Raw genomic sequence first — 22991 nt, forward strand, 5'->3', positions numbered from 1 at the left:
CGCCGCGAGGCCGGTACAGGCCATGGTGGGAGCCCTGCCACGCTACGGAGATCGTGACAACCAGCGCCGACCGGATCGCACCGCCATGACCGGCCCGCTCACCTTCGCTGTCCTCGGCCCGGTGCGTGCCTGGCGCGGCAGCTCCGAGATAGACCTCGGCACCAGGCAGCAACGGCTGATCCTGGCGCTGCTGCTGGCCCGTGCCGGTGACGCGGTCAGCGTCGCCGAGTTCGTCGACCTGCTCTGGGAATCCGATCCCCCACCGAGCGCCGTCAACGTGGTGCACCGCCACGTCGGGGTGCTCCGGCGGGCCTTCGAACCGGACCTGCCCGCACGCGCGACCGGGTCGGTGCTGGTCCGCGACGGCGCGCAGTACCGGCTGCTGGTCGACGAGCAGTCGCTGGACCTGCTGCGTTTCCGGCGTCTGGTCGCCGAGGCGGCGGGCATCTCCGGCGAGGCGGCCGTCGAGCTGTACCGGCAGGCGCTCGCGCTGTGGCGCGACCGGTGCGCCTCGGGCCTGCACACCGACGGCCGGGCTCACCCGGAGTTCGTCGCCGTCGACGGCGAGCGTTTCGCGGCGGTGCGGGCGGCGACCGACGCGGCGTTGCGGGCCGGGTGCGTGCACGTGGTGCTGCCGGCGATCCGGCTGGCCGCCGAGTACGAGCCGCTGGACGAGGCGCTGCAGGCGCGGCTGCTGCTCGCGCTGGCCGCTGACGGGCGGCGGGCCGAGGCCCTGGCGGCGTACACCGGCATCGAGCACCGGCTCGCCGACGAGCTGGGCATCCAGCCGGGGGCGGAGTTGCGCGCGGCTCGCGACGGGCTGCTCGACCAGGACGTCGCGGTGCCGGGCCGGGCCGAGCCGCCGGCGCAGTTGCCGGCCGACCATCCGTACTTCACCGGCCGGCGCGAGGCGATCGCCGCCGTGGAGGAGTTGCTGGCCGGTGGGCAGCGGACCACGGCGCTGGTCGTCGACGGAATGCCGGGGGTCGGCAAGACCACCCTGTCGGTGCACCTGTCGCACCGGCTGGCCGCCCGCTACCCGGACGGCCAGTTGCATGCGGACCTGCGCGGGTTCGACTCGGGCGAGTCGGTGATGACCCCGGCGGAGGCGCTGCGCGGTTTCCTGTGGTCGCTGGGGGTGGCCCCGGCGGAGATCCCGGACGAGCTGCACGCCCAGGCGGGGCTGTACCGCAGCATCCTGGCCGAGCGCCGGATGCTGATCCTGCTCGACAACTGCCGTGACTGGGATCAGATCCGGCATCTGCTGCCGGGCACCGGCGGCAGTCTGGTGATCGCGACGAGTCGCCGACGGATCGCGGGCGCGGCCGGTGCGGCGGGTGCGTTCGCGCTGCACCTGGATGTGCTCAGCGACGACGAGGCGCGGGAGTTGCTGGCCCGGCGGCTGGGTGACGCGGTGGCCGCCGATCCCGCCGCCGTCGGCGAGATCATCGTGCGGTGCGGGCGGCTGCCGCTGGCGCTGGCGCTGGTCGCGACCCGCAGCGTGGGCCGGCCGGGGCTGAGCCTGCCGGCGGTGCTGGGTGAGCTGGCCGAGGCCGACGGCCGGCTGTCGGGGTTCGGTGACGCGCACGCCGACCTGGAGGCGATCTTCTCGTGGTCGTACCGGGCGTTGACGCCCGCGGCGGCGCGGCTGTTCCGGCTGCTGCCGCTGCACCCGGCCGGTGGGCTGAGCTCGGAGGCGGCGGCGGCGCTGGGCGGTTTGCCGCTGCGGGCGGCGCGGGGGCTGCTCGCCGAGTTGGGGGCGCAGTTGCTGGTCGAGCCGGGTGAGGGCCGGTGGCGGATGCACGATCTGCTGCGCGCGTACGCCGCCGAGCTCGGCGAGGAGCACGACAGCGCGGCCGAGCGGGCCGCCGCGGTGGCGCGGCTGTATGACCATTACCAGCTCAGCGCGTACGCGGCGCAGCTGCTGTTGCTGCCGCAGGTGCCGTTGCCGGAGCCGGAGCCGTCCGCGCATGGGGTCACCGGCCGTGGTTTCACCGGCCGGGCCGACGCGATGGCGTGGTTCGCCGCGGAGCAGCGGGTGCTGACGGAGGTCGTCGCGCAGGCCGCGCGGCGTGGCCGGCCCCGTGCGGCGTGGCAGATCGCGCTGGCGATGCAGAACTTCTTCCAGGACACCGCCCAGTTCAAGCAGTGGACGGCGGTGGCCGGCGCGGGCCTGGCCGCGGCCGGCGACGATCCGGCCGCGCGGGCGCTGCTGCACCGCAGCCTGGCCGGGGCGTGCTACTTCCTGGCCGATCTGGACGGCGGGTTGTCGCACCTGGAGCAGGCCAGGGAGATCTTCGACCGGCTGGGTCTGCATGCCGAGCAGGGTCATGTGGAGAACAACATCGCCGAGATCCGGTTGGAGCAGCGGCGTTACGCCGAGGCGGTCCGCCATGCCGAGGCGGCGCGGGAGCTGTTCCGGGCCGAGGGCAACGTGCGGGGTGCGACGACGGCGCTGCTGGCGATCGCGCGGGCGCAGGGCTGGCTGGGCCGGCACGCGCAGGCGCTGGGCATGTTCGCGCAGGCGCAGCGGCAGTTCGAGGTGCTCGGTGACCTGCACGGGGTGGGCACGACGCAGGCGTGGATGGCGCACACGTACTCGATGATCGACGACCTGCCGCACGCGATGGCGATCTGGGAGCAGGCGGTCGACACGTTCCGGGGCGCCGGGGCCGCGCACCACACCGCGCAGGTGCTGGTCGCCGTCGGTGACGTGCACGCCGGCAACGGCGAGGCGGCGCTGGCCCGGCGGACGTGGCGGGAGGCGCTGGCCGAACTCGACGGGACGGACTCGCCGGTGGCCCGGCGCATCCGCGACCGGTTGGCCCGGTGACCCGGACGCGGCGCTGGCACGGCGCCGCGTCCGGATCGGTTTCTCAGTACCGGTAGGCGCGGATGACGGTCTGCTTGACCGTGTTGCCGCTGCTGTCGGTCGCCGCGGAGCGCAGCGACACGAAACCGGTGCCCTTCGGGTGGCAGATCCAGGCCGTGGCCTGCTCACCGAACCGCATGACGGGCAGCTTCTGCCAGGTCTTGCCGTCGTCGAAGGACGCCTCGACCGTCAGGGACCTGGTCCGGCCCGGTGCCGCGCCGACCTGCCGGTCGAGCGAGATCGGGATCGCGAACAGCCGGCCGGCCGGCGCCTTGTTGTCGACGTCCAGGGCCGGGGTGTATCGGATCGCGGTCAGCGGCAGCTTGACGAGTTCGCCGTCGGCCACGTGCCCGGACTTGAACGTCCACTCCGCCTCGACCACGGTCGACAGGGTGAACGCCGGGTCGCTGTGGAACGTCGCGGCCAGCCGGTAGTCACCGGTCTCGGCGGGCACCTGCCACACGTAGGGGACCTCGCTGGCGGTGCCGATCTCGACGCCGTCGCGGTAGAGGTTGACCTGCGCGCTGCCGCCGCGCACGTGCCGGAAGCCCATGTGCCCGGCGCCGTCGCCGTGCAGCGGCCCCGGCCCGCCGATGTTGTCGCCCCAGTAGCGGGTGGCGTACTGCTGGCCGAAGTTCGGCTGCGGGAACACCGGCCCGGCGACCGCGTTGGCCCACTTCACCGTGTACGTGCGGCCGGGCTTGAAGCTGGTCCAGTCCGACTGGTAGTAGGTGTAGCGGAACTGCGCCGAGGTCGACTGCCACTGCGCCTGCTTGTCCTGGTTGTAGTACTCGGTGACGGTGCTGGGCACGTCGTAGGTGAAGGTCGGCTGGACGTTGCGGTCGTCGCGGTACACCGGGGAGTTGCCCGGCGCGTGCGCGACCGCGTTGCGCCCGACCGGCACGCCGGCCACGTCCGCGCCGATCTGGGACCGGACCTTGGCGAAGTCGCTCGCACGCAGCCTGCGGTTCAGGCCGGCCATCATCTTCTGCGGCTCGTACAGGTAGACGCGGTAGACGTACGGGCTGTTGTGCAGGCCGCCGTCGGGGTCGACCTGGCCCCAGATGCCGTGCACGTAGGACACGAACCCGGGGGTCTTGCCCGTGCCGATCGGCGCGGTGCGCACGTGCTGGAAGCCGACGTTCATGAGCACGCCGAACGGGTCGTTGCTGCCCCAGATCTGCGGCTGCTCGGTGCGGATCGTCCACCCGGACTCCGGGTGCACCAGGGTCGCCTTCGTGTTCGGCACCGACACCGCGATCGGCTTGGCCTGCCGGGTGTCGACGGTGAGCGCCTGGTCCCTGGTCAGGTCGAGGGTCGGGCGCACCATGGTGGTGATGTCGGGCTCGCCGGGGTCGCCGGTGACCAGGTAGGTCTGGACCAGGTAGCGGCCCGCGCGGACCCGGTGCGTGGTGGCCGACGGGTCGTCCAGCACCAGCAGGACCTGCCGGTCCAGGTCCATCAGGACGGTCACCCAGCCCTGCTCGGCCTTGGGCGCGCCGCCGTCGGGGCCGACGAGCTTGAGCGACAGCTTGCTGCGTACGACGTCGAGCGCGACCGGGGTCTGCACCTGCGCGCCGCCGCCGGTGGCGGTGACCTCGCCGCCGAAGTAGCGGTCGGAAAGGCCGGTCGCGGCCTGCACGGTGACGTCCACGGTGGCGGTGCCGCCGGCCGGGACGGTCACCGAGGAGGCGCTGAGGCTGAACAGGCCCGCCGGCGCGGGCGCGCCGTCGGCGTCCTTGGCGTCCAGCGACAGGGCCAGGGTCAGGGCCGCGTTCCCGCTGTTGGTGTACGTGATGGTGCGGGTCTGCGCGGCGGCGGTGCGCTCGAAGGCGACGCTGACCGGGCCGGCCGTGACGGTCTGCCCGATCGCCCGTGCCATGTCGAGGAAGCCCGCGCCCTGCTCGTACACGCCGATCGTGGCACTGGGCTGGGCGGAGGCCATCAGCGTCGACTTGATCCGCTCCGGGGTCCAGTCGGGGTGCTGCTGGATCAGCATCGCCGCCGCGCCGGCCACGTGCGGGGTGGCCATCGAGGTGCCGGACAGGCTGGCGTACTGCGGGTTCTCGTCGTTCGGGTACAGGTCGGAGGTCGCGCTGCGGGCGGCGAGGATGCCGACGCCGGGCGCGGTGAGGTCCGGCTTGATGCCGGCGTCGTTGGCGCGCGGGCCGCGGCTGGAGAACTCGGCCAGCTCGCCGGTCTTGCTCACCGCGCCGACGGTCAGCGCCTCGGACACGCTGCCGGGCGAGTTGACGGTGGACTCCCCGCCCAGGCCGGAGTTGCCGGCGGCGACGACGAACAGGATGCCGTACTGGTGGGTGAGGTCGGCCACGGCCGCCTCGATCGGGTCGGTCGCCGCGCTGTCGGGGCCGCCGAGGCTCATGTTGGCGACCTTGACGCCCTGCTGGGCGGCCCAGGTCATGCCGGCCAGGATCGCCGACTCGGGGCAGCCGTCGATGGTGCAGACCTTGGCGCTGTACAGGCTCGCGCCGGGCGCCATGCCCTTGAAGCGGCCCTCGGACGCGGCACCGGTGCCGGCGATGGTGGACGCGACGTGGGTGCCGTGCCCGACGAGGTCGAGGGCGTCGGGCTCGGCGGTGAAGTTCTCCGCCGCGGCGACCCGGCCGGCCAGGTCGGGGTGGGTCTGGTCGACGCCGGTGTCGATGACGCCGACCTTCACGCCCGCACCGGTCAGCCCGGCCTGCCAGGCCGTCGGGGCGCCGGTCAGCGGGACGCTGACGTCCAGGGTCGGCTTGCGCAGACCGTCGAGCCAGATCTTGTCGTATCCGGCCCGCAGCCGCCGCTCGGCGCCGGCCTCGGCGGTGAGGCCGTTCCAGAACGACACCGCGTCGGCGCGGTTCTGCGCGACGGCGCTGATCCCGTCGAGTTCGCGGGTGGTCCGGCCGCCGGTGAGCCCGGCGGCGGTGCCGCTGTGCTCGATGAGCAGGGGCAGGGTGGCACGGGTGTCGTCGTAGCCGAAGCCGATCAGCGCCGAGACGTCGAACAGGCGCTCGTCGAGCTTGCCCCGGTTGAGCAGGCCGACGGCGTCGGCGGGGATGACCCGCACGTCGTCACCGGCGCTGTGGGTCAGGAACGGGATCTTTTCCCGGCCCTTGCCCGGCACCACGCTGACGGCGGTCTGGCCGTCCACCTTGCTGACGTGAACGGTGTCGCCGGTGAGCAGAGTGACCGTTCGGGGCTTGGACGCGACCTGGGGTGTGGTCGTCGGCTGCGGCGACTGGGGCTGGGCCGCGGCCGGTGACCCACCCGGGGCCACCGCCGAGACGCCCAGCACCAGCAGTGCCAGCGCCGATAACTTGCGAACTGACGGCATCGTTCTCCTAGACCATCGCGAGAGGTATCCGGGTGGTGATCCAGACGTGTCCGGCGAACGAAAGTTCGGATAAGTGACCTGGATCACATCCGCTGCCGCGCTCTGCCCACGATGGAGGTGGTCGGGTCACTCCCAGCGCGCGAACGGCATGTTGTGAACGGCCGGTCCGCGGCGCACCGCCCGGCACGTGCGCGATCGTGCGACAGGTCCTGCGGGAACCGGCGTCGCCGGTGGCGCGGCCAACTGCGACAAGGGCGTGTCGGGGCGGCTCGCGGCCCTGGCGGCCAGCACGGCGAGGCTCAGCGGCAGGCGCCCGCTGCCGGCGACGATCTCGTCGACCGCGGCCCGTTCGGCGCGGATCCGCTCGGGCCCGAGCCGCCGGATCAGGTACTGGCGGGCCTCGTCGGGTGATGGCAGGTCCAGCGGCAGCGGATGGGCGCGGCCGGCGGCGAGCAGCCCGGCGAGCGGGTGGCGGCTGGTCACGACGGCCAGGCAGCCGGGTGTGCCGGGCAGCAGGTGCCGTACGTGTTCGAAGTCGCGGCCGTTGTCCAGCACGACGAGGATCCGCCGCCCGGCGAGGATGCTGCGGTACAGCCCGGCCAGCGCGTGCAGCTCGGCGGGCAGGTGCTGCCGGGCGACGCCGAGTGAGCTGAGGAATCCGCGCAGCGCCTCGGCGGGGCTCATCGCGCGCCCGTCTGCGGCCGATCCGCGCAGGTCGGCGTACAGCTGCCCGTCGGGGTACGCGGCGGCGAGGCGGTGTCCGAGATGGATCGCCAGCGTGGTCTTGCCGATGCCTGCGGTCCCGTCGACGGCCAGCGCCATGGCGCGCCCGTTGCGGCGGTCCTGGTCGAGCAGCTCCTGCGCACGGGCGAGGACACCGGCACGGCCGACGAAGAACGGGTGGTCCGGTGGCAGTTGCGCCGGGATCGGCGGCACCGGCCACAGGTGAGCCGGGTCCGGGGGCGATGACACGGCAGCGGCGTGCTCGCCGTCGTCGGCCAGGCCGAACGGACCGACGGGGTCGGGTGACGAGCCGCGCTCCGGACCCGGCGTGATGCGCTGGTGCAGCAGCCGGTCGTAGGCGTCCAGCAGCTCGGGGCCGGGGTCGATGCCGAGCTGGTCGCACAGCCACCGGCGCACGTCCTGGAACGTCTCCATCGCCTCGGCCTGCCTGCCGTCGGCGGCGAGCGCGAGCATGAGCCGGGCCTGCAGCGCCTCGTCGAGCGGGTGCAGCGCGGCCGCCTGGCGCAGGGCCGGGATGACCAGGCGCGGCTGCCCGCAGCGCAGGGCGGTGTCGGCGGCGTCGCGTACGGCGTGGGCGCACTCGGCGTCGATCGCGGCGAACACCGCGGGCCTGCGCGCGTCGGTGTCCAGGCCGATCCCGCAGGGGCCGCGCCGCAGCGTCAGCGCCTCGGCGAACAGGCGTGCCGCCGCGGCGGGTTCGCTCGCCTGCCGGGCCTGGGCGACGAGGCGGCGCAACCGCAGCAGGTCGAGGGACTGCTCGTCGACCTTCAGCCGGTAGCCGGCGGCGTGGCGGATGAGGTGGCTGCCGACGGCGCGTACCGGCAGGTCGGGTTCGATGAGCCGGCGCAGGGTGCCGATGTAGCGGTGGACGACGTTGACCGCGCTGGCCGGCGGGTCCTGGTGCCAGATCGTGTCGACGAGTTCGGTGAGACTGACGACCGATCCGGCGTGGGCGAGCAGCAGGGCGAGCACGAGCCGCTGCTGGCGGCCGCCGAGTTCGAGCTCGACGCCGCCGCGCCGGGCCGCGACCGGGCCCAGGATGGTGAAGCGCACCGCCGTCGTCGACTCAGTCATGGCCTGCCTTCGCTGTCGGGTCGCGGTCTCGCACGGACCGGCTCGGCCCTCCATGCAACCAGCGGATCTGGCCGTCTACCAGGCAGAAGTTACGCAGAATCGGGTGGTGCACGTCCGGGGTCGTGTTCGCCGTTCGCGGCGGGATCGGCCCGGCGGCCGTCATCGCACGCCAAGGCGGCCGCAGTGCGGATCCGGTGGCATTCGAATGCCACGAGGACGACCCGCACTGCGGCCGCGACACGGGTGGCGGGTGAATCCCCCGATTTCCACCACCCGACACGGTTGGCAGGTGAGCCCCCCGGCCCCCGCCACCCGCTGCCCACCGCCCCCCTCAGCGCGGTCGGCTGTTTTCAGGTCAGTCGGTCTCGCGGGCCGCCCGCTCGATGAAGTCGGCGGTGTCGTCGGCCCGGGACACGAACACCGCGTGCGAGGCGCCCTTCTCGCGCTGCTTGACGCCGTGGGCGCGTTCGGCGCCGAAGTGCTGCAGCTTCGCCGGGATGGTCTTGTCGTCCTCGGCGATGAGGTGGTAGCTGGGGATGGTGCGCCAGGCCGGCTCGCCCGCCGCCGCCTCGTTGAGCGCCGCCGCGGTGGCGGGGCGCTGCGTCGCCGCCATGAGCGCGGCGTCCTTGGTCGGGACGTCGGCGGCGAACTGCTGGCGGAACATCTTCTGGTCCACGTACAGGTCGACGTTGCCGTCGGGCAGCGGGACCGGCCGCAGTGTCTGCGGCAGGGTGCTGCCCTCGAACTTCGACGCCAGTGTGAAGGCGCTCTCGCCGGTGTCCGGGGTGAACGCGGCGATGTAGACCAGCGCCTTGACGTTGGGGTTGCCGGTGGCCGCGGCCGAGATGACCATGCCGCCGTAGGAGTGGCCGACCAGGACGATCGGGCCGTCGATCTGCGCCAGTTTGGCCTTGAGCTGTGCGGCGTCGGAGGCGACACCGCGCAGCGGGTTCGGGGCGGCCACGACCGGGTAGCCGTCGCGGAGCAGTTCGCGGGTCACGCCGTTCCAGCCGCCCGAGTCGGCGAACGCGCCGTGCACCAGCACGACCGTCGGCTTCGGACCGCGGTCGTGGGTGGCCTGCGCGGCGCTGGGGGCGATCGCGGTGACGCCCGCCACGCCCAGCACTGCCGCCGCGGCCACACCGACAGCCAGGAACTTCTTTCTCGGTGACACGTGTCTTTCCTTCCTGAGGTCGGACCGCACCGCGGTAGCGGATGTGGTCCGGGTTGGTCCGGCCGCGGCGGGCCCGTTCGCGGGCCGGTCCGCCACCTGGGGCGACGCGATTCGTGTCGTCCCTGTCTGCTTCGACGCTAGGCGGGCCCAGTGCCGAAGCAGTGGCACCCGAGTGCGTTCACGAGTCCCGGCCCGCGCTCCCGCGTCACTCAGGCGTAAGCCCCCTGAACTGCGGGTACGTTGCCTCTTCCGTCGAGGGCCGCCAATGCGGCCTGCGCCACACCGATCGACGTGGTGCGGTGCTCGGCGCAGTGGACGCCGATGTGTGCGTGCTGTGCGATGCCCCGGTGCCAGGCCCATACCGGGATCTCCACCTCGCACAGCGCTCGCGTGCAGGACGGAGCCCGGCTCCCGGCCGTGCCGTGGCCGGAGTCGTGGCTGCCGAGCAGGTCGATCGCACGGGTGAGGTGCGCACGCGCCTGCTCGGTGGCCCCGAGCGCGGAGTGTGACCGGCCCAGCGTCAGGTGGACCCGGCCCGCGAAATGGGGTCCGTGCTCGCCGGCCAGCGGCAGCGCTCGCATCGCCTCGGCCAGCGACTGCGGCCAGCGACGCACGTCGCCCAGGCACCGGGCCAGCGCCGCGCGGGCCGTCATCGCGGCCATCCGCGCCGCCGCCGGATCGAGCGCACGCGCGTCGAGTTCGCGCAGCACGCCCCGGAACTCCTCGATCGCCTCGGCCGGCCTGCCGAACTCGACCAGCGCCTGCGCCAGGCCCATCCGGACCTGCACGTACCCGTCGTGGTCGCCGGCGGTGCCGGCCAGGTCCAGGGCGAGCCGGTACGCCGCCACGGCCCGGCAGGCGTCGGCGCCGAGCCGCCACGCGTGGGCGGCATGGTGCATCGCCGCGGCCTGCTCCCTGGTGTCGCCGAGGTCCTCGGCCAGCCGGTAGGCCTGCATCGCCAGGTCCACGCCGTAGGTGTGGCGGCGCTGGCAGACCGACACCGCCCAGCCGTGGTAGGCCAGATGGGCGATCTCCTGCCTGCGGTCGGGCAGCCGGGCCGCGGCCGCCCGCGACAGCCCGAACACCTCCGGCCACCGCCCCGTGTGGACGCACCGTTCGGCGTGCCAGTGCAGTGCCTCGCCGACGTCGGCGACCTGCTGGTGCCGGCCGTCGGCGGCGGCCGACCGCAGCGCGGGCAGCCAGTTGTCGGCCTCGGCGCGCAGCCAGGCACGCGCCTGCTCCGGCGAAGCCGGCGCGGGCAGACCGGGCCGGTCGTCCGGCCCCGGCCCGCCGCGCGCGCCGGCATCGGGTGCGAACCGCAGCCCGGCCGCGACCGCCGTGTCCAGCAGCCAGTCGACCATCCGCCGCCCGGTCCGCGCCCTGGCCTGCGCGGACTCCTCGCAGCGCAGCCGGTCGGCGGCGTAGAGCCGGATCAGGTCGTGGAACCGGTAGCGCTCGCAGCCCTCGTGCTGCAGCAGCCCCAGCTCGGTGAGCTCGTCCAGCCTGTCCTCGGCGTCGGCGGTGTCGACCTCGGCCAGGACCGCGGCGTGCGCGGCGGCGAAGTCCGCCCCCGGCACGTGGGCCAGCCGCCGGAACAGCACCTTCGCCGGGCCGGACAGCTGGGCGTACGACAACGCGAACGCCGCGGCCACGCCCAGGTCCCCGACCTGCAGGTTCGCCAGCCGCCGATCGGCGTCGGCCAGCCGCCCGGCCAGGTGGCCCATCGTCCACCCGGGACGGCTGGCCAGCCGGGTCCCGGCGATGCGCAGCGCCAGGGGCAGGTGCCCGCACAGCCGGGTCACCGCACCCAGCTCGTACCCGGGTGCCTGGTCGAAGGCCCGGCCCGCAACCGCCCGCAGCAGCTGCGCGGACTCGGCCGGGGTCAGCGGCGTCAAGCCGATCCGCAGCACCCCGGCCAGCCCGCCCAGCAGCCGGCGGCTCGTCACGACCACCATCCCGGCGCCCGCCCCGGGCAGCAGCGGCCGCACCTGGCCCTCGTCGGCCGCGTTGTCGAGCACCAGCAGGCAGCGTCGCTCACGGGTGATCGCGCGCAGCTGCCCGGCCCGCTCCTGCTCGTCTTCGGCGATGCCGCGGGATTCGACGCCTAGCGCACGCAGCAGCCGCCGCAGCGCCTCACCGGCCCCCATCGGTTCGGGGTCGGTGCCGCGCAGGTCGAGGTAGACCTGCCCGTCGGGGAACAGGTCGCGCATCTGCTCGGCCGCACGGATCGCCAGCGCCGTCTTGCCCAGCCCCGGCTGGCCGTGCACGAGCGCCACCGGTGTCCGGCCGCCGCCCGATGCGGCGTGGCCGCGCAGCTCCCGCAGCTCCTGCTCGCGGCCCACGAAGTCGCCGATCCCGCGGGGCAGCTCGCCGGTGCGCGGCCGGCCGACCCGGCTGCCCGCCCGCTCCGCGCGCACCAGCGCGACCAGCCCGGCACGGTCGGGGTCGGCGAGCCCCAGCGCGCCGGTCAGCGCGGCGAGGGTCCGTTCCTGCGGGGCCCGGCTGTGTCCGCGTTCCATGTCGCTGATCGCCCGGCCGCTCACACCCGACGCCGCGGACAGCTCCTCGATGGTCATCCCGGCCGACTGCCGGATCTCCCGCAGCCGCTCGCCGAACGCACAGCCGGTCATCACACGCCCCCATTGCCTCGTCGCCCACCCCCACCGAAGATCGCTTCGGTGTGCCGGGCAGGTCACGGTCGCGGTCAATCGTGGGCCGGTCAGGCGGCCGATGCCCAGCGAAGGGCCGGTCGCGGTGAGATCTTCGGCGGGCTGTCACAGATCCGGTGTCCGGGCGGTCTGCACTGCTCAGCGGAACGCCGAAAACGCCCAAGTAGGCACCGGACCGGCGATGGCTCCGGAGTTGCAGGTCGCATCCCGCACCACGCTGTCGACGACGAGGGCCGACTGCCGCGGGCGCTTCCGAAAAGCCAGCCTGGTGGCCGCCGGGCGCACGGTGGGGAGGGCGTTCACCGCGCTCGCGGCCGGCGGGCCGCCAGGCTGGGGCTTAGGGAGCAAGGTCAGTGCAGGGCCTCCAGCGCGGGCAGCACCGCCCGGTGGAAGGTCGGGTAGGCGTAGATCATGTGCTGCAGGCTGGTGACGGGGACCTGCGCGTGTACGGCCACAGCCAGCCCGTACAGCACCTCGCCGCCCGCCGGGCCGGCCGACGTCGCCCCGACCAGCACACCCCGGTCGACGTCGGCGACCAGCTTGACGAACCCGTCGTTGCCCGGCCCGTGGATCCAGCCCCGGGTCGACGAGTCGATCGGCACCAGGCTGGTCCGCACCCGCAGACCCTGCTCCCGGGCCTGCTGCTCGGTCAGGCCGACCGCGGCGATCTCCGGGTCGGTGAAGGTGACCCGGGGCAGCGCCCGGTAGTCGGCGGCCGGCCCCGGGCTGCCCAGGATGTCGCCGACCGCGATCTGCGCCTGGTACATCGCCATGTGCGTGAACGCGCCGACACCCGTGATGTCGCCGACCGCCCACAGCCCCGCCCCGGCGCGCATCCGGCTGTCCGTCGGCACCGACCGCGCCGCCGCGTCCAGCCCCACCGCCCCGACGCCGATCCCGGCCAGGTCCACGCCCCGGCCCGCCGCCACGAGCAGCCGCTGCCCGCGCAGCGGCTCCAGTTCACCCGCCAACCACACCGCGAACCCGGCACCGTCGTGCTCGACCCGCTCGGCCCGGACGCCGGTGAGCACCGACACCCCGTCGGCCCGCAACGCCGCCGCGGCCAGCTCACCTGCCTCCGGTTCCTCCCGTGACAGCAGCCGCTCACCGCCCTCGATCACGGTGACCGCGCAGCCGAACCACGCGAACACCTGGGCGATCTCCACCCCGACCGGTCCCCCGCCCAGCACCAGCAGCGACGCCGGCAGCTTCTCGACCTTCATGACGTCGCGGTTGGTCCAGTACGGCGTCGCGGCGAGCCCGTCGACCGCGGGGAGCCGCGGCCGGCTGCCGGTGGCCAGCACCACGCCGCGGCGTGCCTCGTACACCGTCTCGCCGACGGCGACCCGGCGCGGGCCGGTCAGGCGGCCCGTTCCCCGGACGAGCCGCACGCCCTTGGCGGTGAGCCGGTCGGCCGCCGCCCGGTCGTTCCAGCCGTCGGTGGCCTCCTCGCGGATCCGGTCGGCGACGCGGCCCCAGTCGGCGGTCACCTCGACGGTGCCGGCGAGGATCGCCGCCCGGCGGGCCTCGGCCAGCGAGTTCCCCGCCCGGATCATGATCTTGCTGGGTACGCACGCCCAGTACGGGCACTCCCCGCCGACCAGCTCCGCCTCGACGCCCACCACGTCCAGGCCCGCCTCGCCCAGCGCACCGGCCACGTGCTCGCCACCCGGCCCCAGACCCACCACGACGACGTCGGCCTGCTCGCCCATCCCGACTCCTCCACTCATCCCGCGACCAGGTCAGTGCGGCCGGGACCGGTGCCGCACGATGGCCAGCGGCGCATGCGCGTGGTGCAGCACCGCGTGGCTGACCGAGCCGAGCAGCAGCCCGCCGAGCATTCCCCGGCCGTGCGCGCCGACGACCACCAGCTGGGCGGTCTTCGACTGCTCCGCCAGCACGTGCGCCGGGGTGCCGCGCACCAGCAGGTGCTGGACCGCCACCTGCGGAAAGCTCTCGGCGTACCCGGCGACCGCCTCGGGCAGCACCCGGTCCAGTTCCTCACCGAGCCCGTCGACGTCGTGCACCCGGGGCACCGAGCCGTCGCGCAGCGCGGGCGTGGCGAACAGCCACGCGTGCACGGCGACCAGCGGGGCGCTGCGGTTGGCGGCCTCCTCGAACGCGAACCCGACCGCCTCGATCGACAGTTCCGAGCCGTCGACGCCGACCACGACCGGCCCGCGGGCGCGGGGCTCACCGCGTACCACCAGCACCGGGCACAGCGCCCGGGCCGTGACCTGCACGGTGACCGAGCCGATCAGCAGCTCGGCGAAGCCGCCCAGACCGCGGTTGCCGAGGACCAGCAGGGCCGCCCCGCGCGACTCGTGCACCATCACCGGGGTCGGCGCGCCGTCGACGACCACACCGGTGACCGGCACCTCGGGGGCGACCTGGCCCGCTTCAGCCATCGCCTGCTCGACGTACCGCTCGGCCTGGTGGCGCAGCCCGCCGTCGGCCGGGCCGCCGGGAGCGGGGCCGACCGGCACGTGCATCAGCGGCCAGATGAACGCGTGCACGATCCGCAGCGCACGCCGCCGGTGGGCCGCCTCCCGGGCCGCCACGCGCACCGCGGCCAGCCCTTCGGCCGAGCCGTCCACGCCCACCACGACAGGGGCCCCGGCATTGATCGTCATGGGATGTTCCTTCGCTCGTCCTCGGGCGACGCAGCGCGATACCGGCCGAACCGGCAGCAGCCGCCGCCCTCGTGCACCGACGACGCTACGGACGCCGAGTGCGCGGGCAGTGGCAATCGAGTGCGTGCTCGGCGTCACCCGGCCAGGTCGGCCGCGCACAGCCAGAAGCCGGCCGCGGCACGGCCGGCCCTTCGGTGTCGCGGCCTCGGACCGGTGAACCACCGGCCACGGCCCGATAGGATCAGAGATCGAAGGTCATGGTCTGCGGCGGCGAGGCGTGCTCGCGACGGCCCCGGCCATCAGGGAGGTGCCCGATGGACGAAGCCTCTCGCGGCGTCGGCACGACCGGTTCCGTCGACCTAACGCCCCTGGTGGACGCGCTGCCCGCCGACTGTGTCATCACCGACCCGGACAGCATGGACGCCTACCGGTGGGACCGCGCCAACGACCCGCTCGCCGGGGTGCCGCTCGCGGTCGTGCGGGCCACCTGCACCGCCGACGTGCAGGCCGTGATGCGGTTCGCCACGGCGCACCGCGTCGGCGTGGTGACCCGCGGCGCCGGGTCCGGCCTGTCCGGCGGCGCCTCGGCCGTGGCGGGGTGCCTGGTCGTCTCGACCGAGCGCATGCGCGCGATCACGGTGGACCCGTCGTCGCGCACCGCCGTCGTCGAGCCCGGCCTGCTCAACGCCGAAGTGAAGGCAGCCGCCGCCGAACACGGCCTGTGGTATCCGCCCGACCCGTCGTCGTACGAGTTCTGCTCGATCGGCGGCAACGTCGCCACCAACGCCGGCGGCCTGTGCTGCGTGAAGTACGGCGTCACCGGCGACTACGTCCTCGGGCTCACCGTCGTGCTCGCCGACGGCACCGCGGTCGAACTGGGCGGACCCCGGATCAAGGACGTCGCCGGGTTGTCGCTGACCAAGCTGTTCGTCGGCAGCGAGGGGACGCTGGGCGTCATCACCCGGATCGTGCTGCGCCTGCTGCCCGCCCAGCGGCCCCGGGCCACCCTGGTCGCCACGTTCGCGTCGCTCGACGACGCCACCGGCGCCGTGGTGGCCGTCACGCGTGGCCTGCGCCCGTCGATGCTGGAATTCATGGACCGCACGTCGATCAACGCCGTCGAGGATCTGACCAGGATGGGTCTGGACCGCGACGCCGAAGCCATGCTCGTCATCCAGTCCGACGAAGCCGGAGCGCACGCGGCGCAGGAGATCGCGCACATCGGCGAGTTCTGCCGCGCGAGTCACGCCGTCGAGGTGTTCACCACCGACGACCCGCAGACCGGTGAAGCGTTCACGGTCGCTCGGCGCATGGCGATCCCGGCGCTGGAGAAGAAGGGTTCGCTGCTGCTGGAGGACGTCGGCGTGCCGGTGCCCGCACTCGGTGCGCTGGTACGCGGCATCGAGGCGATCTCCCGGGCCCGCGATGTCCTGATCGCCGTCATCGCCCACGCCGGTGACGGCAACACGCATCCGCTGATCGTGTTCGACCCGATGGACGCCGGCCAGGCGGCGCGTGCCCAGCGCGCCTACGGCGAGGTCATGGACCTGGCGATCGCTCTGGGCGGCACGATCACCGGCGAGCACGGCGTCGGCCGGCTCAAGAAGGCGTGGCTGCCCGACTACCTCGGCCCGGATGCGCTGGAACTCAACCGTCGCATCAAGGACTGCCTCGACCCGGCGGGAATCCTCAACCCGGGGGCGGTCTTCTGACCCCGGCGGTCGCTGTCGGCCGATCCGTTCACCTGATCGTCGCCGTCCTGCGGAATACGGATACCTGAGCACACCGGATAGGCTGACCTATGTGGACGATCGCACCAGCCCCGTCACGCAGTTCTGCGCCAACCTCCGGGCCTTGTGGCAAACGTCGGGACGTGACCTGCCGAGCATCGCCCGGCAGGTGCGCATCAGCCGGACCCAGCTCTACGCGATCCTCGACGGGCAGATCAAACGGCCGCCGGACTTCGAGACCCTGGTGCGCCCGTTCGTGCTCGCCTGCGGCGCGAGCGAGGCCGAACTCGCCGAGTGGCGCCGCCGTCATGACGTGCTCGTCGGCGTCCACGAGGGACTGCGGCAGCGGGCCGGCGCCAAGACCGCCGGACCCCATCTGCTGCCCGCGATGGTCGGCAGCTTCGTCGGTCGCGCCGCTGTGCTGACCGCGCTGGACAACGTTGTCCAGCCCGTCACCGTGGTGTCCGGACCACCCGGCATCGGCAAGACCACGCTCGTCGTGCACTGGGCGGCGGGCCAGGCCGCGGCCTTCCCCGACGGCCGCCTGTACGCCGACCTGCGCGGATACGCTCGCGACGGGGACGTCCTCGACCCGGCCGACGCGATCCGCGTCTTCCTCGACGCGCTCGGCGTGCCCGCCCGGGACATCCCCGCGGACCCGGCCGCGCAAGCGGCCCGTTTCCGCGGCCTGGCCGCCGAGCGCCGGCTGCTCGTCGTGCTCGACAACGCCCGCGACACCGACCAGGTGCGCCCGCTGCTGGCCGCCGGCCCCGGCGTACGCACGATCGTGACCAGCCGCAGCCCGCTGACCTCGCTGGTCGCCGAGTACGCCGCCGTGCCGGTGCCCGTCGACCTGCCGAGCCAGGCCGAAGCCGTCGAGCTGGTCCGGTCCCGTCTGCCCGGCCCGGCCGACGACACCGCGGCCGCCGACGCCGTCGCCGTCTGCGGACGGCTGCCGCTGGCGCTCGCGCTGACCGCCGCCCGGGTGGCCCAGACGGGGTCGCCGCTGGCGACAGCCGCCGCCGACCTGCGCCGGGCCGGCTCGCGCAGCCACGACGGCCTGCACGCCGTGTTCTCCTGGTCGTACGCGGCGGTCAGCCCGGCCGCCGCGCGGCTGTTCCGCCGGCTCGGCCTCACCGCCGGACCCGACATCGCCGCCGACGCGGCCGCAGCCCTCGCCGGGGTGCACGACGCCCGTCCCGAACTCGACGAACTGGTCGACGCCGGCCTGCTGGTCGAGCACCGACCGGGCCGCTACCAGCTGCACGACCTGCTCCGCGACTACGCCCACGAGCTGGCCCGCACCGCCGACAGCGGCGACGAGCGCCGCGACGCGCTGACCAGGCTGCTCGACCACTACACGCGCAAGGCCCATGAGGCCGACCGGGTCCTGAACCCGATCCGCCCGGCGATCCCGCTGCCGGTGCCGCCCGCCGAGGGCAGCCACCGGCCCGACTACCGCACGGCGCTGGCCTGGCTGGAGGCCGAGCGTTCGGTGCTGTTGGCGACCTTGCGCCAGGCCCGCGACGACGGCCAGGACCAGTACGCGTGGCAGCTCGGCTGGGCCCTGGACACGTTCCTGTACGAGCAGCACCGCTGGCACGACGAAGGCGCGGCGTGGGCGGTGGCGCTGCGGGCGGCGACCGCGTCGATGGACCACGCGGCGGCGGCGCACGCCCACCGGTTCCTCGGGGCCGTCGCGGGGCGTCTGCGGCGGTTCGCCGACGCGTACACGCACATGCACGAGTCGATGCAGCTGTGCCGGGACGCCGGGGACCACCGCGGGCAGGCCGAGACCGAGTTCGTGCTGTCCTACGTGTGCTTCCTGCAGGGTGACCTCGGCAAGGCGCTGGCCCACGTCGAGCGGTCCCTGGAGCTGTGGTCGGGCCTGGACGACCCGAGCTGGGCGGGCCGGGCCGCCAACGCTGTCGGCCTGTACCTGGTCTACGGCGGGGACCCGGCGGCGGCGATCGGGTTCTTCCAGCGGGCCGCCGCCGACCAGCACCTGGCCGGTGACACCGTCAACGAGGTGGTGTCCCTGGACAACATCGGCCAGGCCCACCACGCTCTCGGCGCGTACGCCGCCGCGGTCGAGCAGTACGACATCGCCCGTGACCTGGTCCGGGAACTGGGCGATCCGATCCTGGACGCGCAGCTGGCCAACCATGCCGGCGACGCGTTCCAGGCGCTGGGCGATCACGCCACGGCCCGTGAACGCTGGGAGCACGCGTACAAGCTGTACGCCAACGCCGGTCATCCGGTCGCCGACGACGTCGCCCACAAGCTCGCCGTGCCGCAGCCGGATTCACCGCGTCGCTGACGACCCGGCGTCGCCTGCCATGTCGATCCGGCAGATGCTCAGGTAACGCAACGACTCGTCGTAGTCCACGAGAAGCACCTGCCGACCGTGCACACGCCAGCGGGGAAGGTCCACGGCGGCTGCGGCCCACAGGCCGGTGCAGGGCATGCCGTCGGGGGCACGTCGAGCGTCCGGCGGGATGGTGTCGGCGTTGGCGAACCAGCCCGCGCTGCCGATCACGTCGACGTGGCTGCCGTCGGCCGCCGCGTCGGCCACCGCCGCCGCGACGCGGGCGGCCACCTCGTCCGCGGGGACGTCGGTGGCCTGCTCGACCAGCATGCGCCCGGGTCCGGGCCCGGTTTCGAACACCAGCACGGCGACCGCGTCAGCCGTGGGGGTCACCGAGGCCGGCACCGCGCCGCGGTGCAGGCGCGTCTTCTGGTCCACGACCAGGACGAGGGCCCGCCGGACCGGGCCCGGCAGGATGTGCTCCGCGGCCAGGCGCAGTGCGGTGAAAGGAGCGGCCGTTCCCTGGTCGGACACCGCGAAGGTGAAGGCCTGGCCGCCCACGTGTTCTGCCAGCTGCGCCATCGGGAAGACGGGATCGGTGTCGGGCGTGGTGCCGGCCAGGATCGCCAGCTGGAACGGCGCTGCCGTGTGCCCGCTCATGGCCAGCAGGTCGTGGAAGGTGTTGCGCTGGACCGCGAACAGGTTCTCCTCCCAGGGCACGCCGTACATGCCCCACAGGTCCTGGAAGTAGCCCCGGCAGAAGTCGTCGAACGGCCGCCCGCCTGTCGCCACATGGTGCTCGACGTGCGTCAGTCGCAGGACGGCAGCGGCGGGCTCGTCCGTGTCCCGGTGAGGGTTCACGGAGCGCGATGTGACGTACATGGCACCCTTTCGCCAGGGGACGGAGCAACGGCTGCGGTCAGCAGGACAGCACCATTGCGGAGAAGGTCGCACCGAGCCCGACGGACGTCATCACGTAGCGGTCGCCGCTGCGCAGTCGGCCCTTCTCGCCTGCCGTCTCGCGGTTGAGGAAGGGGTCGGCCGCGAAGCAGTGCCCCGTCGACGCCAGGTTGTCCAGGAACAGCCGGTCGCCGCCGCGGATGCCGAGCTTGCGCAGCACCCGCACCCATGACATGCGGTTGACGTGGTGCGGAAGTATGAGCTTGATGTCGTCGATGGCCAGCCCGGCGCCGTCGAGCGCCGCCCGGATCACTTCGGCGAGTGCGTCGGCATACCCGTCGGCGAACTGGTTTTGCAGCTCCGCGGGCATCCGCGGGCCAAGATAATAACGTCCGTGTATCTGTGAGGCGTAGCTCAGCACCGTGTCGGGGCCGTCTCCTGGGGCGACCAGCACCGCCGCCGTGCTCTCCCCCATCACCGCGGTGAACGACAGCACCTGCGCGGACGAGGTGAACGTCTTCTCACCGACGAAGATCAACGCCAGTGCCTCGGGATCGCCGTCGCGTTCCAGCAGTCGTCCGGCGACCTCCACCGCCAGCAGGCCGGACGCGCATGCCTGCTGGTTCAGGCAGAAGGCGGTCGCGTGCGCCAAACCCAGCGCCGACCGCACGGCGTGCAGCGGATTCGTCGGGTAGGGCGCGGCGATGGGCATGGTCCGCGCCTGGATCACGTAGCGGATCCGGTGCCGCACCCGCGGCAGCTCCGCCAGCCGCGCGGCGGCCGCCAGCATCTGCTCGGCGAAGCCCATGCCTTCGGCGATGCGTATCTCCGAGAAACCGTAGTACCGCTCGTAGACCTTGGTCTGCGCCTCGTCCACCCCGTGCCGGGACAGGTAGTCCGCGATCGATACGCGGTGGGGCGGGTGGAAACTCGCAATCGCCGCGAGCGAAGTCACTGTCCCTCCCAGGATGCGGCACGGTGATGTCACGTCGAATCCCCGCCCGTTTCCGGCAGGCTCGACCCGGCCTGGGGCCGCACCCCCGCCTCGACCAAATGTGCCCGGCCGCGGGCCGGCGCAGAAGGGTCGCCCGGCCGCCCGGCCGCCCTGATCGAATGGGCGTGCCCGAAGGGCGTCACGGTGCCGCCGGGTTCCGAGCCTGCCCGCGTGGCGCCCGATCAGCACGGGCCCAGCCGGTCATGCCCGATCGAGGCCGCGACAACCCCGTGCCGCGGCGTAAGACTGGACCCGTCCGCGCACCACCGACAACGCCTGGCCGGCGGCCACCGCGCATCCGGGACGGCGGAAGGAGCCGTCTGACCGGCCATGAAGACCATCGTGACAGGTGGAGCAGGCTTTATCGGATCGCATCTGACCGCGCTCCTGCTCGAGCGCGGCCACCAGGTGATGGTGGTCGACGACTTCTCCACCGGGCGCGCCGAGAACCTCGAGGCGATCACCGCCGCGGGCGACTTGACGATCGCCGAGGCGGACATCGCCGGGCCCGAAGCCGCGCGGCTGGTGGACCAGGTGCGCCCGGACGTGGTGTTTCTGCTGGCCGCCCAGTCGACCGTCCAGGTCTCGATGCGCGACCCGGTGCTCGACGCGAAGGCGAACGTCGTCGGCCTGGTGAACATGCTCGAAGCGGCACGCCTGGCCGGCTGCCGAAAGATCGTTTTCGCGTCGAGCGGCGGCACGATCTACGGCCAGGTGGCCGCCGAGCGGCTTCCTGTGGCGGAGGACCACGCGCACGCCCCGCTGTCGTTCTACGGCGTCACCAAGGCGGTCGCGTCCGAATACCTCAGGCTGTACCGCACCGAGTACGGCCTGGATTACGCCGTGCTCGCGCTGGGCAACGTGTACGGGCCGAGGCAACGGCCGGACAGCGAGGGCGGCGTGGTCGCCACATTCGCGCATCGGCTCCTGCACGGCCTGCCCTGCCGGATCAACGGCGACGGCGCGACCACGCGGGACTACGTGCACGTGTCCGATGTGGCGGAGGCGTTCGTGGCGGCCGCCCGCAGCGGCACCGGGGTCTTCAACGTCGGCACCGGCGTGGAGACCTCGCTGCTGGAACTGCACCGTCTGCTGACCGAGCGGACAGGCTCGCACCTCGCGCCGGAGTTCGGCCCGCCCCTGCGAGGCGAAGTCCGCCGGATCCGGCTGGACGTCGCCCGCAGCGGCCGGCAACTGGGATGGCATCCGTCGATCGGTATCGAGGACGGCGTCGGCTCGGTCGTCGACTGGCTGCGGTCGGGTTCAGAAGCCCGGCGCGTGCCGGACGACCTGGAATTTCCCGCACGAGGGAGGCGTCAATGAGCTCGGTGCCCGAGCAGCGGCCGCAGCCGTTCGACGGCGGTTGCCCGCATCGCAGGTACGCGCGGCTGCACGCGAGCGGACGCCCGGTGCACCGCATCAGGACGCCTGACGGGCTGCAGGCATGGCTGGTCACCGGTTACGACGAGGTCGAGCAGTTGCTGGCCGACTCCCGGCTGGCGCGCAACATCACCCGGGCGGGCACCCGTGAACAGGTCGCCCGCAGCCGCGCGATGCCCATGCCCGCGCAGTTCACGACCCGTACGGTGGCGAGTCTGGACGGGCCGGAGCACACCCGGCTGCGGACGTTCCTGAACCGGACCTTGGCCCTGAAGCGGGTCAGGGCGCTGCGCCCGCGTTTGGAACAGGCCGCGGCGGAGGTCCTGGAGCCGTTGGGCGCCTCCGGCGCCGTCGACCTGATGACGGCGCTGGCGATCCCCTACCCGATGGTCGTGATATGCGACGTGCTCGGGATCCCGGCGGCCGACCGCGCCCGGTTCCAGCACTGGACCAATGTGATCATCGACATCGACCCGCCCGAGAGCCTTCCCGGCGGCAGGCGTGCGGCCGGGCGGGAGCTGCTGGCATACCTGGGCGATCTCGTCGCCCGGCGAAGGCGCGAGGACCCGCAGGACGACGCGGTCTCCGAGTGGGTCCACTCCCGCGACGAGCACGGTGTCCCACTCGACGACCACGAGCTGGTGGGGCTCGCCTTCGCGCTGCTGCTGGGCGCCTACGACACGTCCATCGGCATGATCGGCGCCGGTATACGCGAGTTGCTGCGCAGGCCGGAGCTGTTCGCCGCGCTGCGCAGCGACCCGGCCCTGATCCCGACGGCGGTGGAGGAGCTGCTGCGCAACTGCGGCGCGCTGCACACCGCCCGGCGGTTCGCCACCGAGGAGATGGACGTGGCGGGGGCACGTTTCGCGCGGTCCGACACCGTGCTGCTGTCCATCGCCGCCGCCGGACTCGATCCCGAACGTTTCGCGCACCCGGAGCAGCTCGACTTCAGCCGAACCGACATGCGGCACCTCGCCTTCGGCCGGGGGCGCCACTTCTGTCCCGGTGCGGAACTCACCAGGATCGAAATGGCCGTCGTCATCGAGCAGGTGACGACCCGGCTGCCGAACCTGGCACTGGCCGTGCCCGCCGACGAGGTGAGCTGGCGTCGGTCCTCCTACGTCGTCCAGGTGCCGACGGCGCTGCCGGTCACCTACTGACGGCATGCCGTCCGCCCGG

Annotated in this window: 13 protein-coding genes; 5 read left to right on the plus strand and 8 right to left on the minus strand. The window is 73.5% G+C overall.

Annotated features, from left to right (window positions below; all coding sequences use genetic code 11):
* Nucleotides 1-85: 85 nt before the first annotated feature.
* On the plus strand, nt 86-2833 hold the full coding sequence (locus AB0B35_RS23180; RefSeq protein WP_361048797.1) for a BTAD domain-containing putative transcriptional regulator: 2748 nt from the start codon (nt 86-88) through the stop codon (nt 2831-2833).
* A gap of 43 nt (nt 2834-2876) precedes the next feature.
* On the opposite strand, the gene AB0B35_RS23185 is transcribed toward AB0B35_RS23180, so the two are convergent.
* The 6 genes from AB0B35_RS23185 to AB0B35_RS23210 form a co-directional block, all read right to left on the minus strand.
* Nucleotides 2877-6206, minus strand: a complete 3330-nt coding sequence (locus AB0B35_RS23185; RefSeq protein ID WP_361048799.1) for a S8 family serine peptidase — start codon at nt 6204-6206, stop codon at nt 2877-2879.
* A 126-nt stretch (nt 6207-6332) separates the two neighbouring features.
* The gene (locus tag AB0B35_RS23190; protein WP_361048801.1) at nt 6333-8024 is read right to left on the minus strand and encodes a BTAD domain-containing putative transcriptional regulator; all 1692 of its coding nucleotides are present in this window, start codon (nt 8022-8024) and stop codon (nt 6333-6335) included.
* A 355-nt stretch (nt 8025-8379) separates the two neighbouring features.
* Nucleotides 8380-9198 (minus strand): alpha/beta hydrolase, encoded by an 819-nt coding sequence (locus AB0B35_RS23195; RefSeq protein ID WP_361048803.1) that lies wholly within the window; start codon nt 9196-9198, stop codon nt 8380-8382.
* Nucleotides 9199-9407: 209 nt separating this feature from the next.
* Nucleotides 9408-11828 carry a helix-turn-helix domain-containing protein gene (locus tag AB0B35_RS23200; RefSeq protein WP_361048805.1) on the minus strand — a complete coding sequence of 807 codons (2421 nt, stop codon included), beginning with the start codon at nt 11826-11828 and terminating at the stop codon, nt 9408-9410.
* 389 nt (nt 11829-12217) lie between these two features.
* A complete protein-coding gene (locus AB0B35_RS23205) occupies nt 12218-13579 on the minus strand; it encodes an NAD(P)/FAD-dependent oxidoreductase (RefSeq protein WP_361048807.1) in 1362 nt (453 codons plus the stop codon).
* Between the two features lie 30 nt (nt 13580-13609).
* Nucleotides 13610-14500, minus strand: a complete 891-nt coding sequence (locus AB0B35_RS23210) for a universal stress protein (protein WP_361048809.1) — start codon at nt 14498-14500, stop codon at nt 13610-13612.
* Nucleotides 14501-14814: 314 nt separating this feature from the next.
* On the opposite strand from AB0B35_RS23210, the gene AB0B35_RS23215 reads away from it, so the two are divergent.
* Complete coding sequence (locus AB0B35_RS23215; protein WP_361048811.1) at nt 14815-16212, plus strand: FAD-linked oxidase C-terminal domain-containing protein; 1398 nt, start codon at nt 14815-14817, stop codon at nt 16210-16212.
* Between the two features lie 91 nt (nt 16213-16303).
* Nucleotides 16304-18550, plus strand: a complete 2247-nt coding sequence (locus tag AB0B35_RS23220; RefSeq protein ID WP_361048813.1) for a tetratricopeptide repeat protein — start codon at nt 16304-16306, stop codon at nt 18548-18550.
* On the opposite strand, the gene AB0B35_RS23225 is transcribed toward AB0B35_RS23220, so the two are convergent.
* Nucleotides 18536-19399, minus strand: coding sequence for a hypothetical protein (locus tag AB0B35_RS23225; protein ID WP_361048815.1), 864 nt, complete (start codon nt 19397-19399; stop codon nt 18536-18538). The genes AB0B35_RS23220 and AB0B35_RS23225 overlap by 15 nt on opposite strands.
* 58 nt (nt 19400-19457) lie before the next feature.
* On the minus strand, nt 19458-20393 hold the full coding sequence (locus AB0B35_RS23230; protein ID WP_361048816.1) for a 3-oxoacyl-[acyl-carrier-protein] synthase III C-terminal domain-containing protein: 936 nt from the start codon (nt 20391-20393) through the stop codon (nt 19458-19460).
* A gap of 369 nt (nt 20394-20762) precedes the next feature.
* Between AB0B35_RS23230 and AB0B35_RS23235 the strand changes: the two genes are divergently transcribed.
* Together AB0B35_RS23235 and AB0B35_RS23240 are read left to right on the plus strand one after the other, a co-directional pair.
* Nucleotides 20763-21755, plus strand: a complete 993-nt coding sequence (locus AB0B35_RS23235; protein WP_361048818.1) for an NAD-dependent epimerase/dehydratase family protein — start codon at nt 20763-20765, stop codon at nt 21753-21755.
* Complete coding sequence (locus AB0B35_RS23240; RefSeq protein ID WP_361048820.1) at nt 21752-22972, plus strand: cytochrome P450; 1221 nt, start codon at nt 21752-21754, stop codon at nt 22970-22972. Before AB0B35_RS23235 ends, AB0B35_RS23240 begins: the two co-directional genes overlap by 4 nt.
* The last annotated feature ends 19 nt before the right edge of the window (nt 22973-22991 follow it).

The organism is Catellatospora sp. NPDC049133 (assembly GCF_040648455.1).
GTDB lineage: Bacteria > Actinomycetota > Actinomycetes > Mycobacteriales > Micromonosporaceae > Catellatospora > Catellatospora aurea.

Excerpts from the sequence above, each read along its gene's own strand:
- AB0B35_RS23240 (WP_361048820.1), top strand. The coding sequence starts at position 21,752 with ATGAGCTCGGTGCCCGAGCAGCGGCCGCAGCCGTTCGACGGCGGTTGC.
- AB0B35_RS23235 (WP_361048818.1), top strand. The coding sequence starts at position 20,763 with ATGAAGACCATCGTGACAGGTGGAGCAGGCTTTATCGGATCGCATCTG.
- AB0B35_RS23215 (WP_361048811.1), top strand. The coding sequence starts at position 14,815 with ATGGACGAAGCCTCTCGCGGCGTCGGCACGACCGGTTCCGTCGACCTA.
- AB0B35_RS23190 (WP_361048801.1), bottom strand. The coding sequence starts at position 8,024 with ATGACTGAGTCGACGACGGCGGTGCGCTTCACCATCCTGGGCCCGGTC.
- AB0B35_RS23180 (WP_361048797.1), top strand. The coding sequence starts at position 86 with ATGACCGGCCCGCTCACCTTCGCTGTCCTCGGCCCGGTGCGTGCCTGG.
- AB0B35_RS23205 (WP_361048807.1), bottom strand. The coding sequence starts at position 13,579 with ATGGGCGAGCAGGCCGACGTCGTCGTGGTGGGTCTGGGGCCGGGTGGC.
- AB0B35_RS23185 (WP_361048799.1), bottom strand. The coding sequence starts at position 6,206 with ATGCCGTCAGTTCGCAAGTTATCGGCGCTGGCACTGCTGGTGCTGGGC.
- AB0B35_RS23200 (WP_361048805.1), bottom strand. The coding sequence starts at position 11,828 with ATGACCGGCTGTGCGTTCGGCGAGCGGCTGCGGGAGATCCGGCAGTCG.
- AB0B35_RS23210 (WP_361048809.1), bottom strand. The coding sequence starts at position 14,500 with ATGACGATCAATGCCGGGGCCCCTGTCGTGGTGGGCGTGGACGGCTCG.